This window comes from Microcoleus sp. S13_C5 (assembly GCF_036700845.1).
In the GTDB taxonomy this organism is placed as follows: Bacteria; Cyanobacteriota; Cyanobacteriia; order Cyanobacteriales; family Microcoleaceae; genus Microcoleus.
The window spans coordinates 1-13,611 of record NZ_JAUBPR010000150.1 but is presented as its reverse complement, the minus strand read 5'-3'; the positions used below and the strand labels follow the sequence as shown (position 1 = coordinate 13,611).

Annotated in this window: 8 protein-coding genes and 7 tRNA genes; 10 read left to right on the top strand and 5 right to left on the bottom strand. The window is 44.3% G+C overall.

Going from position 1 to position 13,611, the window contains the following annotated elements; translation table 11 throughout:
* The first annotated feature begins 144 nt into the window (after window positions 1-144).
* The 9 genes from QUA04_RS25775 (at window position 145) to QUA04_RS25735 (ending at window position 3,619) form a co-directional block, all read left to right on the top strand.
* A tRNA-Ala gene (locus QUA04_RS25775) sits at window positions 145-221 on the top strand.
* 54 nt (window positions 222-275) lie between these two features.
* Window positions 276-348, top strand: a tRNA-Ala gene (locus QUA04_RS25770).
* A gap of 6 nt (window positions 349-354) precedes the next feature.
* Window positions 355-428 (top strand) — tRNA-His (locus QUA04_RS25765).
* Between the two features lie 4 nt (window positions 429-432).
* A tRNA-Ser gene (locus QUA04_RS25760) sits at window positions 433-515 on the top strand.
* A gap of 371 nt (window positions 516-886) precedes the next feature.
* Entirely contained in the window at window positions 887-1,459 is a 573-nt protein-coding gene (locus QUA04_RS25755; protein WP_333262555.1) for a dihydrofolate reductase family protein, read from the top strand.
* A 101-nt stretch (window positions 1,460-1,560) separates the two neighbouring features.
* Window positions 1,561-1,632 (top strand) — tRNA-Lys (locus tag QUA04_RS25750).
* Between the two features lie 162 nt (window positions 1,633-1,794).
* Window positions 1,795-1,880 (top strand) — tRNA-Ser (locus QUA04_RS25745).
* A gap of 102 nt (window positions 1,881-1,982) precedes the next feature.
* On the top strand, window positions 1,983-3,212 hold the full coding sequence (tuf, locus tag QUA04_RS25740) for an elongation factor Tu (protein ID WP_333262553.1): 1,230 nt from the start codon (window positions 1,983-1,985) through the stop codon (window positions 3,210-3,212).
* Between the two features lie 333 nt (window positions 3,213-3,545).
* Window positions 3,546-3,619 (top strand) — tRNA-Lys (locus QUA04_RS25735).
* Window positions 3,620-4,436: 817 nt separating this feature from the next.
* Here QUA04_RS25735 and cas12k read toward each other — a convergent pair.
* Window positions 4,437-6,350 (bottom strand): type V CRISPR-associated protein Cas12k, encoded by a 1,914-nt coding sequence (gene cas12k, locus QUA04_RS25730; RefSeq protein ID WP_333262550.1) that lies wholly within the window; start codon window positions 6,348-6,350, stop codon window positions 4,437-4,439.
* A gap of 79 nt (window positions 6,351-6,429) precedes the next feature.
* On the opposite strand from cas12k, the gene QUA04_RS25725 reads away from it, so the two are divergent.
* Window positions 6,430-6,882 carry a MerR family transcriptional regulator gene (locus QUA04_RS25725; RefSeq protein ID WP_333262548.1) on the top strand — a complete coding sequence of 151 codons (453 nt, stop codon included), beginning with the start codon at window positions 6,430-6,432 and terminating at the stop codon, window positions 6,880-6,882.
* A gap of 237 nt (window positions 6,883-7,119) precedes the next feature.
* Here the strand turns inward: QUA04_RS25725 and QUA04_RS25720 are convergent, their stop codons facing one another.
* Genes QUA04_RS25720 through QUA04_RS25705 form a run of 4 tightly spaced genes read right to left on the bottom strand, consistent with a single transcriptional unit; the run spans window position 7,120 to window position 13,481 of the window.
* Entirely contained in the window at window positions 7,120-7,824 is a 705-nt protein-coding gene (locus tag QUA04_RS25720) for a SprT family zinc-dependent metalloprotease (RefSeq protein WP_333262544.1), read from the bottom strand.
* A 1-nt stretch (window position 7,825) separates the two neighbouring features.
* Window positions 7,826-10,939: an HsdR family type I site-specific deoxyribonuclease gene (locus QUA04_RS25715; protein WP_333262541.1), complete on the bottom strand. Its 3,114-nt coding sequence runs from the start codon at window positions 10,937-10,939 to the stop codon at window positions 7,826-7,828.
* Window positions 10,936-12,114, bottom strand: a complete 1,179-nt coding sequence (locus QUA04_RS25710) for a restriction endonuclease subunit S (protein WP_333262539.1) — start codon at window positions 12,112-12,114, stop codon at window positions 10,936-10,938. The genes QUA04_RS25715 and QUA04_RS25710 overlap by 4 nt, the downstream gene beginning before the upstream one ends.
* Window positions 12,111-13,481, bottom strand: a complete 1,371-nt coding sequence (locus tag QUA04_RS25705) for an N-6 DNA methylase (protein ID WP_333262558.1) — start codon at window positions 13,479-13,481, stop codon at window positions 12,111-12,113. The genes QUA04_RS25710 and QUA04_RS25705 overlap by 4 nt, the downstream gene beginning before the upstream one ends.
* Window positions 13,482-13,611 lie beyond the last annotated feature (130 nt).

The following is a 13,611-nucleotide window of genomic DNA, read 5'->3' as shown; positions in this document are numbered from 1 at the left end:
ACTGATTTAATTGCTTCAATTAAATTCATTGTTGATGCACTCTGTAGGATAGCCGAGCGCGATCGGACGATCATCCGATCGCGCTCGACTATTATAATTTACTTGGGGACAATTAATCCACCCTGCTACCGCTCCTGCTGTCTGGGGTTCGTAGCTTAATTGGTAAAGCATCTAACTGGCTGTTAGAAAGATATCGGTTCAAATCCGATCGCAATCCACCACACCAATTTTAGATTTTAGATTTTAGATTTACTCGACAGGTGAATCTTTTACGCGGGGTCATAGCTCAATTGGTAGAGCGCTTGCTTTGCACGCAAGAGGCCAGGAGTTCGATTCTCCTTGACTCCACTTGTGGTGTCTGAAGCCAAAGTGGTAGCGGCGCTGGTTTGTGGAGCCAGTAATAGCGGGTTCAATTCCCGTCAGACACCCCTTGGAAGATGCCGCTAAATGGTTGGCAACCAGTCTTGAAAACTGGGGTACAGGTAACTGTAAGGGTTCGATTCCTTCATCTTCCTTTTAACCACCGGAAGTCGAAAAGCGAGACACCGTGCTGATAACGCGGGGATAGGAGGGGCAGTACCTCCTCGGTGGATTGGTTTATAATAAGTCTAAATTTGCTAGTTATTCAACATAAAAGCCATGAGCGTTCAAGTTCTCAAATTAGAATTGATTCAGTGGATTTTGTTATTCAAGGATATTCAACTTTTAAACTAAATCCAAAAACTGAAAGAAAAGTCACCTGAAAAGACTGCCGTCCTCAAACCCCGTAAATTTGGCTGTAATCAAGGCATTTTTACTTACGTTGCAGATGATTTTGATGAAACACCTCCTGGTTTTTACGAGGTAAAATTGTTGTAATATAAAATTATCAAAATGAACGTGAAACATGAGAAAACTAAAATATTACGTTGCTTGCACCGTTGACGGTTTTATTGCTCGCGAAAATGGCTCATTTGATTTTTTCCCTATGGAAGGGGAGCATTTCGCTGATTTGTTCGATTCCTTTCCTGAGACTATTCCGGCTCACGTTCAGGAAGCACTTGGCATTCCTGCAAAGAACAAGCAGTTTGATGCGGTTTTGATGGGACGGAAAACCTATGAGGTAGGGCTAAATGTTGGTGTAACTAATCCTTATCTCAGCTTGAAGCAGTATGTCTTTTCGCACACTATGGAAGCCAGTCCAGATAAGAATATTCAACTTGTTTCGCACAATGCTGTTGAATTGGTTAAGGAATTAAAAAAAGAAACGGGTAAAGACATCTGGCTCTGCGGTGGTGGCGCTTTAGCGGCAACTCTTTTTTCTGAGATTGACGAGATGATTGTAAAGTTGAATCCGCTAGTTATAGGCTCTGGAATTCCTCTTTTTTCCCGTGCCCTCGATCCGACAAATTTGGAAATTACCGATCGCAAAATCTATAGCAACGGTTTCATGTTGCTTCATTATCGAGTGAAGCATTAGCAATCGGGACTTTATGCGTTGCAATTGCTGGGGGCAAAAAAGGACTGAAGTGTTTACTACACAATGATTTTTTAGGAATTACACAAACGCTGAATTTTTATGGGTGGTTAGCAAAGCGGTTATGCACCCGGCTTTTAACCGGTACCAGATAGGTTCAACTCCTATACCACCCACTCAATCGATTTTAGATTTTAGATTTTAGATTTTAGATTGAGGAATATCTGTGAAACTTGAGACTTTAGATTGAACGGCATATTGTTGCATGGAATCTGCTGCATTTATCTGCGTTCATCTGCGTTAATCAGCGTTAATCAGCGGTTAAAAATCAAAAACTTGGAAAGTGTTGCTGTGTGGACGGCAACTGGTTTGGAATACCAGGGTGCAGCGTAAAGCTGTAGAGGTTCGACTCCTCCACTTTTCTTTTTAATCATTAGCGAGCGGTTCTTACTCATTAAGAAGAGGCTAAGAACTAAAAACTAATGATTGAAAACAAACAACAATCCTAAAAGGAGAATCAAATGTAATGTCACGCACCAAATTTGAACGGAACAAACCCCACGTCAATGTCGGTACGATCGGTCACGTTGACCACGGCAAAACAACCCTAACAGCGGCGATTACAATGACGCTGGCTGCCCAGGGTCGGGCCAAGGCTAAAAAGTACGATGAAATCGATGCTGCACCGGAAGAAAAACAGCGGGGAATCACGATTAATACGGCTCACGTTGAGTATGAAACTGGCGATCGCCATTACGCTCACGTTGATTGTCCGGGTCACGCTGATTACGTGAAAAACATGATCGTGGGTGCCGCTCAAATGGATGGTGCAATCCTCGTCGTGTCGGCTGCAGATGGTTCGATGCCTCAAACTCGCGAACATATCTTGTTAGCGCGGCAAGTGGGAGTGCCGAAGTTGGTTGTCTTTTTGAATAAGAAAGATATGGTGGACGATGCGGAAATTTTGGAGTTAGTCGAGTTAGAAATTCGCGAACTTCTCAGTTCTTACGGTTTCCCGGGCGATGATATTCCAATTGTCGCAGGTTCGGCACTGAAAGCGCTGGAAAAGATGACTGCTAATCCGAAAATACACCGCCGCGAGGATGAGTGGGTCGATGGCATTTACGATTTGATGGATGCGGTAGATGATTGGATTTCTACGCCCGATCGCGATATTGACAAACCTTTTCTGATGGCTGTTGAAGATGTGTTCTCTATCAAAGGTCGCGGAACTGTCGCAACTGGCAAAATCGAGCGGGGTAAAATCAAAGTCGGCGATACTGTGGAATTGGTGGGAATCCAAAACACTCGCACGATAACTGTTATCGGCGTTGAAATGTTCCAGCAACTTCTGGATGAAGGGATGGCTGGAGATAATGTCGGTTTGTTGCTTCGCGGCATCCAAAAAGACGAAATTGAACGGGGTATGGTACTTGCTAAACCCGGTTCAATTAAACCTCACACTGAATTCGATTCTGAGGTTTACGTGCTGTCGGAAAAAGAAGGCGGCCGGCGAACTCCTTTCTTTGCGGGATATCGCCCTCAATTCTTCGTGCGGACAACGGATGTTACAGGTACGATCGCATCTTTTACGGCTGATGACGGGAGTGCGATCAACATGGTAGTTCCGGGCGATCGGGTTAATATGACTGTGAAGTTGTTGCAGCCGATCGCGATCGAACAAAATATGCGTTTTGCCATCCGCGAAGGTAATCGCACTGTGGGCGCCGGTGTCGTCTCCCGAATTCTGAAGTAGACACTTTCGGAACCAATTAGAATCAGTAGGGTGGGCCAAAGTCCACCTTACTGATTAATTCACAGCAAGTTTTTCTGTGTGGATGCAATAGACGCCAAGATGGAGTCAAGCGAATTGTGTAGATTGGAGATGGCCAAGTATCAGATTGGGTTGGATGGTCTGCCGCACGTTTTGCACAAATCTGGGGAGGTTCTTGAGGTCGATCACGCTTAAATCAAATGTGGAATCAGGGCGATCAAACTTACATTAAATATTGGAGTAAGGGCGATCGCCACAATTTTTTACAAAAATAGTTGATTTTTCAGAACGGTTGTGTTATACTAGCTTAGATGCGGGAGTATAGCTCAGTTGGTTAGAGCAGGTGACTCTTAATCTCAAGGTCGAAGGTTCAAGTCCTTCTACTCCCATCCCAAATCCTGAACCTGAATTTATCCAAACTCGCGGTGTACAGTAACACATTATTTGTCACTGATAACAGATTGTTGTCACTTTAACAAATTATTTGTCACTAATAACAGATTACTGTCCCTGGGACAAATACAAGGTACTTTTATAGACGACCTTGTTTACGAGACTAAAAAAGAACTTGAACCTTCCTTTCAACCCACCTACAACGATCGCTGAAACCCCGATGGCTTGCTGCGATATCTTCAGTCGCAATAATAGAACTTTCAACCCACCCCTAGTCGGGATGGCCATTGAAACATAAGTCCAACAACCGCGAGGCCCAACATCAATATGCTTTCAACCCACCCCTAGTCGGAATGGTCATTGAAACTCTGTGAGCTAAAACCCTTACCTACACTAGCTTCCAGAAAAAATTTCGTAAGGCTCGAAAATTTCACTCTGAAAACTGTCGTAACTAGAGGGTTGACCATCCCAGAAAAAGCTCAAACTTAGTCTGGCTATTAATTTCAGAAGATTCGCAACCTCTTGGGGATTTGGCTCCCGCTTAGGTTTACGAAAAAATAAGGTGGGTTCCCCCTTGGTCGGAGGTGATTGAGTAGCCACCACTGCGGTAAACCCGCACCCTTATTACTGGGGGCGCACCTAATTCCTGTCCGCAAGGGACAGCAGCATCGGGGTGGGCAGCTACCAGGGCCAGAAAGCAAGACCATGTTCCCATAGTCAAACTAACCCTCATTTATCACTGTTCAGAGGCTTTTGCAAGCATGACCAGCGGCGCTATTTACTATTCTAATTTCAAGGTTCGGGCATTGTCAATTAAGCTTTAGAACGTAAGTGATAGGCTGCGATCGCCAACTCTTTCGCCTTGTCCTGGGGACTACCTCGAACTGGCTGCTGCCCCTGTTCGATCGCAATGCCAAGCTTTTTCGCCTGAGTCTGAATACAGTCAATTAATCTGCCGTAACTCCACTGATGAACGCTGACGCGATATTGTTTGGCATATTTTTGCTGTCCTTCTATAAATTCTGGGCATTTTTGTTCGGCTAAGGCTTGAATTTCGCTTTGAACTATTTCCCGCATATCGCCGAGCTTGGGTAAAACAATGCTACCAGCTTGGTATTTTTGCGCGATCGCCACGATCTCTTTAGCCAGTAATCTGTCGATATATTCACCTAACTCAGACTCTCCGAATTGATTGAAAGCGCCTCGTCTTTGGGCGTTTTGACGTTCATGGGATAAGGAGCGTTTTGCTTGCCGTTGTCGGTTAAGCAATTTGTAATTCTCGCCTAGTAGCTGGCGGATGCTACGGTAGGTAATAACTTTGTGGGCGATCGCATCTACTACGGCTACAGTGGCAGGTTTCTCCAAACCTAGACTAACGCCCACTAAAATGTTACCTTGACCCTGATATAAAGGTTGGCTGGGACGCGGGAAAGGATTGTTGATTCTAGTTAAGGTGGAATTTTTGCGTTGGATAAAGGATTCTTGCTGTTGATTTAGGTCGCCTTTTTCTTTGGCTTTGGTGAGGATTTTAGCGATTTCGGTAGCTTTTTCTTCTTTTACCTGTTTTGTTCCTTCGGCAGTCCACAGGCGGGTATCGACGCAACAGTAGAGGGTTAAATGGTGAAGGTTCCACGGCTCTCCTTTCCCTTCTCCTTCTTGCCATGCAAGTTTACTACTACGGAGAGTAAACAAGGCGCTGGAATGTTGATCTTTGCTGTTTTTTTTAATTTCTTGGTCTGCTAAAAATCGTTGGAACCAGTGCAAGTGGCGTTGGTCGCAATATACTTGAAAGGTATGTTCGCCTAAGCCGCTAAATTTAACACAGAGACGGCTTGAAACGTTTTTAAACCAGGTCAGGTCTTCGTTAGTTTCATAAATGACGGGAAATGGCACGAGGCTAAATCGTTTGAGTAGATTATCTTGCCAAGATTTAGCTTGAGCTTCGTTTTGGGGAACGCAGGATGTAGCTTCGGCTAATGTCTCCAACCATCTAGTAGTGGTCAAATCTCGACCTTTGGGAATTCCAGCAGTTAGCTTTTCTGTGAGGCGTTGAATCTGAATTTCGACTTTGCGGCGGCGTTTGCTAAATTTCTTTTCGTCTTCTTCTTTATCGTTGATTTTGCAGCCATTTTTGAGTAGGTAGCTGATGGCGCATAGATTCAAAATATCTGCTGTATTGCGATAAGCATCAAATAAGATGTGAGATACATTCGGCTTGCTATCTAAGGCTTTGGATTTTTTCGTTTTTTTACTTTTAGCTTTTGGTGGTTGAGATGCAACCGAGTCGGACTGGGGGGTTAATTTAGCCACAATTTCAGTAGCTTTGCTGCGGAGAGTTTCTAAGGTGACACCGCTACTTTCTACGAGTTCGGCATCGCTTTTGAGCATTTCTAGCCAGCGGGTTTTCCCTTCTAATTGGTATTGCAACCGCTTCATTAATGCAAGCCAAGATTTGTAGATGTAGTCCACAACCTTAAGGGCACTGGTGTAAAACCGTGCGGGTTGACTGATGAAACGGGGGTCGGTTTTGAGAGGCTGGCACAGTTGGTTGACTGTACCGCTGGGAAGTTTGCCTTTTTGTCGCCATGTCTCGAAGTCGGGGTGATTGGCTACGAGTGCCAGTAGTTCGTTGATTAGGGGCGTGTTTTTGCCTGCCATCAATTCCCAGAGTTGGCGGCGGGTCGGAAGGCTCGCGACTAAACGGCACTGGATGGTGATTTGGCTCATGTTATTAGTAAACACATATGTGCAATAATAACATAAGTGTTAAATAACAAGCTGTGCGTAGAGCGGGTAGAATCGTTTTATGCAAGAAACGTTTTTCACCAGCAAGCAGGCGGCTGATATGACAGGCTGCACCCTTCGCCAGTTGCAGTATTGGCGAGAGAAGGGGGTTGTTGTGCCTGCGATTACCGGGACGGGTACGGGGCGGAGTGTTTATTACTCTCGGTCTGATTTGGCGGCATTGGCGGCGATGGAGTATTGGCTGTCAGTGGGTTTTACGTTTGAGGTGGCGAGAGAAGTTCTAAAAACTCTTCAGGAGAAGTATCCGGGGCTTTTGAGCGATCTGGAGCCAAACCGGTTAATTTTTGTCAAGGAGCCGCAGGCAGGAGATTCTAAGCTGGTAGAGTTCGATGTGGACAATGTAGTAGCAGCTTGGGCTGAGGGTAAGTTTGTAGTACCGGTTTGGTTAGATGTGATTCATGCCCGGTTGCGTGAGAGAGGGAATGTGAGAGTGAGGCAGAGAGTGAGGGTGTAAAGATCGATCGCTCCAACTGGTAGAGTTTGATTTGGAGAGTGCGATCGCATCGTTAAAAACTGGTCAGCCTGTAATTCCGGTGTGGTTAGATCAGATTCATCAAGGGCTAGCTAGTAAGCTGGTGAGTTAGGCGCGATCGCATTGTTGCATTCAATCAGCCTTGTCGTTGTTTGATCTGAAGATGATTTATTGGCGGTTGCTGGGAAACTAAAAGAAGTCGATAGTTCCAGTAGAATCTCAATAACTTCCAAGTGGAGAGCGGTTTAATTCATCTTTATAGAAACGCCAATCTGGAAGGAATCGGTTCATTAACATTGTGAATCGCTCGTTATGATGCCGTTCTAAAAGATGCGTCATTTCATGGACGACGACGTATTCCAGACAGTTAGGAGCTTTCTTGGCTAATTCAAGGTTCAACCAGATGCGTTTCGCTTCAATGTTGCAGGTACCCCATTTAGTTTTCATCTGCTTCACTCCCCAATCATTAACCTGAACGTCTAGAATTGCTGCCCACTTTTCGATTAATGGAGGAATTGCTTTTTTTAACTGCTGTCGATACCAATTCATTATGACTTTTTGTCTTTGGGCTTCGTCGCTTCCTTCCCTAACGTAAAGGTCGATATAGGTGTTGTTTCTTACTTGTACCCTACTCTTACCTTGGTGATATATAACATTTAGTAAATAGCGTTTGCCTTGGAAATAGTGGCTTTCACCAGAGACAAATTCTCTTTTTGATTGCCGTTCTTGCGCTTTGAAATTTGCCTGATGCTTTTTGATCCAAGATATTTTTGAGATAGCAAATAAACGTAGAGCTTCATCATTCACTCTCAGAGGTACAGCAATCCGAACTCGACCATCGGGAGGATATACCCCAAGATGGATGTTTTTAATATCTTTTCTATCAACATCAATGACTAGATCGCTGACGCTTATCTGATACATCCTAATAGTCGCTTTGATTCTTCACTATCTCAAAAATGATATCTACTTTTTCACGGGGGTCAAGGTATTTTCTAATGGCGTGTTTTACTTCACGCTCCTTGATTATATTGCCGCGCCAAGCATCCTTTTTGGTTTGACGAATTTCATTGTCGATATCCAATGCCAGAGCCTCATTTTGCTCTAGGTTATCGTATAACGCTCGTTTGGCGGGAGTATCCAGAGATGGAGGGTACTGGGTTGAGGTTGCAGGTTGGGTAACTTGTCGGCTGAGAGCCACAATTTTATTCAAGTAGTCCTCATACTCCTGAGCGGCTGTTTTGCGTTCTTGAATCAGTTTATCCAAGAGTTCCGACATTGGGCCGAAATACTTGGGGTTGGTGGGGCGTTGTTCGATGATAACTTTGCGTAGGTTGTTCTCAATGGTTTCGGCAACGGCTTCTGGGTTTTGTCTGATGCCTTTGGGTAGGGTATTGACTGCATCCTTGCCCCGATCGACAATCAACTCAATCAGCGTCATGTCCTCAAACGTGGAAAGCACTTCGCTCTCTTCTGCGCCAATGTAGCTATCGATCAGGTGGCGCATGGCGGGTTCATAAGCTTTCAGGTCGATCGCATCCCCGCTGGCAAGTTTGACTTCGGCGCGAATCTGTTCGTAATATTTGACTTCCTGTTTAATGGTTTCAATTTCAGCAGAAGAATAGCCAGCTTCTAGCATATCGTTTGCTAGATTAGCGTAAGCTCGAACTAGAGAAGCGGTGAGTTTGTAGAGGCTAACTCGCTTTTGTTCGTGTTCTTTTACTAAATCTGGGTCTTCGGTGTTGGAACCACAGAAATAACGGATGTAGGCCAGGGTATTTTTTGGCGGTTCTACAGGTTCGCACAGGGCTTTGATGCTTTCTCTGGCAGTTTCTAAACGTTCGACGCCCTTTTCCAGGCGATCGCTCAACAACCCCTCCACATCGCCTCGATCGTAGTCCTCAAATGCTTCGGCGGTGTAGTCGAGAACGGATTTCTCCAGGCTGTTGAACAAATCTTTGTAATCGATAATATAACCATACTCTTTATCGTCACCATCGAGTCGATTAACGCGACAAATCGCCTGAAACAAACCATGATCTCGCATGGTTTTATCTATGTAGAGATAGGTGGTGGGAGGCGCATCGAAACCAGTCAGTAGCTTATCCACAACAATCAGCAGCTTCATCTGGGCGGGTTCATCAACAAATTTATTTTTGACCTCTTCCTCAAAGGCTTCGGGGGTTTTACCATTCAGCATTTTTTGGTAAATATCATACTGCCGCTGCTTGTCGGTGTATTCGTCTCCGCCAGTGCTTTCGCCTCTGATGCTTTGGAGGGAGCCATCGTAAGAGGTGACGATCGCGCATTTTTTGAAGCCGCGATTCTGGAATAACTCATAATATTTGCAGGCTTCGTAAATGCTGCCTGCCACCAACAGAGCATTGCCCCGATTACTTTGGAGACGGTCTTTGGTTTCAAAGTCTAATAGGATATCGCTGACAATTTTTTCTAGTCTGTATGCCGAACTCAAAACCTTTTGCAAGGTACCCCAGCGCTGTCTTAGTTGAATCTTGGCTTGTGCGGTTAAGCCTCTAGTTTTTACTTCAAACCACTGGTCGATTTTGGTTTCGGAAGTGATGAATTGATCGACATTGCGGGCTTCGTAGCGTAAATCTAGAACTACTTTATCGGCTACGGCTTCCTGAAATTTATAGGTATGAATGTAACCGCCAAAAACCTCAATGCTATTGTGTTTATCCTTTTTGAGTAACGGCGTACCGGTGAAGCCAATAAACACGGCATTGGGCAGAATTTCCTTCATGGCATCGTGCAGCTTGCCTGATTGGGTGCGGTGGCATTCATCTACAAATACATAGATATTGCCTTTGGAGGAGAAATCTGAGGGGAGACTTCGCTTGAGGTCTGCAATGTAGCGGTCGTAGTCTGCATCGCTGACTTTATCTTTATCTTTTTTACCGAATTTATGAATTAAAGAACAGAGTAGCCAGGGGGTCGTGCAATCTAGTTTATCGATCAGGTCGCTGCCGTTTTTGGTGCGATAGATGTCTTCGTTAACGCCTTTAAAAACCTTCTCAATCTGCTTGTCCAGTTCATCGCGATCGGTCACGATCAGGACACGGGCATCCCTCCTATTTTCGCGAATCCATTTGGTCAGCCACACCATTGTTAGACTTTTGCCACTGCCTTGGGTGTGCCAGATGATGCCGCCCTTCCGTTGTTGCAGAAAGGTTTGAGCGGCTTTAACACCAAAATACTGGTTATGACGGCAAACTTTTTTGATGCCACGATCGAACACAATGAAATTGTGGATTAATTCGAGGAATCGTTGTTTTTCGCAAAGGCGCAGCAGCGTAAAATCGAGTGCGTTGTCGGCCATCCCGCAGTCTAAACTGGATAAATATTTGTTTTCTTTAGGGTCTGTTTGAGGATTATAGTGTGGGTTTTCTTCTTTCCAGGTGAGATAATATTTTTCGGGAGTTTCGATCGTGCCGTAGCGTAAGCCTTGCGTGTCATTGCCTGCCATAACGAACTGCATGGTAGCAAAGAAGGATTTGATAAACCTTGATGTTTGGTTATCCAGGTTTTGACGGATGCCTTCAGCAACGGAGACTGTGCTGCGTTTGAGTTCTAATACACCCAAGGCGATACCGTTGACATACAGCACCACATCCGGGCGTTTGGGATTTTCGCCTTTAACGGCGACCTCTTCGGCAATAGCGAAGTCGTTTTCTAAGGGGTTTTTCCAATTAATCAGCCAAACGGTTTGGGTTTTTTCGCCGACTTCTTCCCGGACTTTGACCCCATAGCGTAACAGGCTGTAGACGGCTTTGTTGATGTCGTAGAGGCTTTTACTTTGGTTGTCTGCGACTTGTTTGAGTTCATACAAAGCTTTGTTAATCAGGCTGTCGCTGTAGCTTTGTTTGCGGCGCAAAAAGTTGGTGAGGAGGTCGGTTTCGATATGGCTGTTATTGGAGCGATCTTGCCAGTTGCCAAGATAGCCATAGCCTAAGTGCTGCTGAAACAGTTGCACAACACGATTTTGGGTTAAGCGTTCCCGTTCTCCGACTTGACTCATAGCAGTCGAGTCCTCCCAGTGAGAAGTTCCTGCATCATTCCCTGTTTGATAGCCTTGTATTTATCGCGTTTTTGCTCTAAGGCTTTGATTTCGGCATCCATGTCAATGAGGACTTGGGCGATCGCTTGTTGTTCGTCAACACAGGGCAAATAGACTTCGATATTCTCAATTGTTTTAGCGTTAAGGCTGGGAACTCCTGATGCTTCATTATAGGAATACCAATTAATTAAATTAAACCGATAGAAAACAAATTTTGGAAAGGCGTTATTGAATATTTCTGTATAAAACAAAGTGTCTATCGTCCAAAAGGGGCTATCCATATATTGAGGAACGTCAATCGTTCCTTTTCGTCCAATTAGCACTGATGGCTTATCATATAAGTAAGTCTTTGCTCTGCCAATTTCGCCACCAGTAGCTAAGATGGGAAATGGACCATTCTCCTCGGCTATATCATGCTGACTTTTTCCGTGTCTGACTTTTAATATTTCCCCCAATCTTTTTATCTCCCACTCGCTGCTAAAACCGGGCAGGCGTTTTTTGCCCATGAGGAGTTGGTGCATCGCTCCTTGCTTGATGTTGCGCTTTTTCGTGATGAGGCGATCGAGTTCTGCGAGCGCGGCATCGGTATCACTTAGAGCTTGTGCGATCAATCTTTGTTCTTCCGGCGATGGCATTGGCACAATCAGATTTCGGATTTGTTCGATATTAACCCGTTTGAAAGTCGAGCCCACCATCAAATCGGCAAGCTGTTTTAGGACTATAGGAGATTGAATGATTGCTTGCATATAATCGCTTGAGAATTCAGGTTGCTTTTTTCTTAACAAACATACATCCTGTCCCATAGCAAAAGGAGGATGCCATTCAGCAACCTGAGCAACTTCTCCAACTGTCACATTACGGCTAAAAATTAAGTCTCCAAGCTGTGGTTTTCGTCCACCTTCAATGAGAGCTAAGTAATAGTTTTCTGTTGTTTTTTTTGCATTTTCAAGCTCTACAAAACGGCTTTGAACTTCTCTAATACTTGCTACTGGAATACCAACATCGACGAATTTTGCTGTTAAATGCTTGCAGTCGGTAACAGTCCAAAATTGTTGGAAATTACCTATATTCCAATCCTGCGGCGTTAGTCCGAGCGCAGTTTGTTGATAGCCTTTTGGTATATTCGTTTGCATCATCGCACCATCCCCATCTTCTTCAAATGAGCATCCACCCGACTCGTCAACTCATCCACCCGACTTGTCAACTCTGGTAAAGGTGCTTCATACCTTTCTGCCAGCTCCTTAATCCGTTGCGTCAACCGTTGCGAAATCCGCTCCATTTCTGAATTTATTGTTTGGTGCAAAGTGGGCATCCACTTATCATCTACTACCAGCGTTTGAATCTCATCCTGCGTTAGATAACCGTATTTTTTTAACACACATTCATCTAAAAATTGAGTCCTGTCTTTTATTTTTTTAGTAATTTTTGATTCTTCCTCAATCAGTTCTAAGTAAGCCTTTAACACCTTCAACTCATCCGCAAACGTTGCATTATTATTAATTTTCTTAATGCGATCCTTCACATTCACTGGCGTAATTTTGCGACTGTCATTGGTGACTTCTTCCAGCAAACCCTCCTCGCCACCGTGTTCTTCTTGCAGTTCCTCCTCCTTGCGAACAATGTCATCTCTTTTCGCTTCCAGGTTTTCAATCGTCGCCTGTTGATCTTTAAAATAGCGGTTAATCATCAACTCCTTGGGAATTAGTTCGCAGATAAAATCTGTAACTGCACCTTTTTTATTCCTCACCACTTTCATATCTGCTTTCCACCCATCCTCAACCAGAATATAAACATCATCCTTCATACTCTCTACCCAATAAGTCATTAGGTGCTGATAGACATCGTATTTATCAATCAAACTTTTTCCCGTAAAAGCTTGCAACAAATCTTCTGAAAGACTGTAAATAATATCCTTGGGATTATCTCCCGGTTGAATAGCTTTCAGCAAAGGAGTATGTTTTGCTTGCCACCCTTCAAAAACTGCCTGAATTTCTTGCCCATAGGTAATAAATTCGGGATAGTCAAAAATGTAGGTTCTGACTTCCCCTATGGAGATTTTTAGTTTTAAATATCCAGGGCGATCTGCTATTTCAAATAGCTTTTGCTTTAGCATCGGATACACCTGCCAATACTCACTCAACGCCTCAACGTCTCGCTTCGGAATGCCTCCCAACAAATGCGCCTCAATATCCTGAATATCCTCCTCTTCGTGGCTGTCGATGTAGCGGGGAATATTCAGGTTGTAATCGTTTTTGGAGTCGGCAATTTCCTCAAATGGAACAAAGCGGGAATACTTCGGAATCTCTAGCTGTCGATTAAACACATCAACAATTTTGTGAATATCCTGCTCCCGCAATCGATTTTTGTTGCCATCTTTGACAAAGCTCTTGCTAGCATCCATCATAAAAATGCCCTGGCTATCCTGGGCATTTTCCTTATCCAGCACAATGATGCAGGCAGGAATTCCCGTCCCAAAAAACAAGTTCGGTGGCAAGCTAATAATGCCTTTAATCTCGGGAGCGTGTCACTTTTGCGATGAGTATAAATACTCATGAACCCACCATGACTTTTTTACCGATCATCAGTATAATAGGCGATAATTATCATCTCTTCCCACTGGATATATAATCATG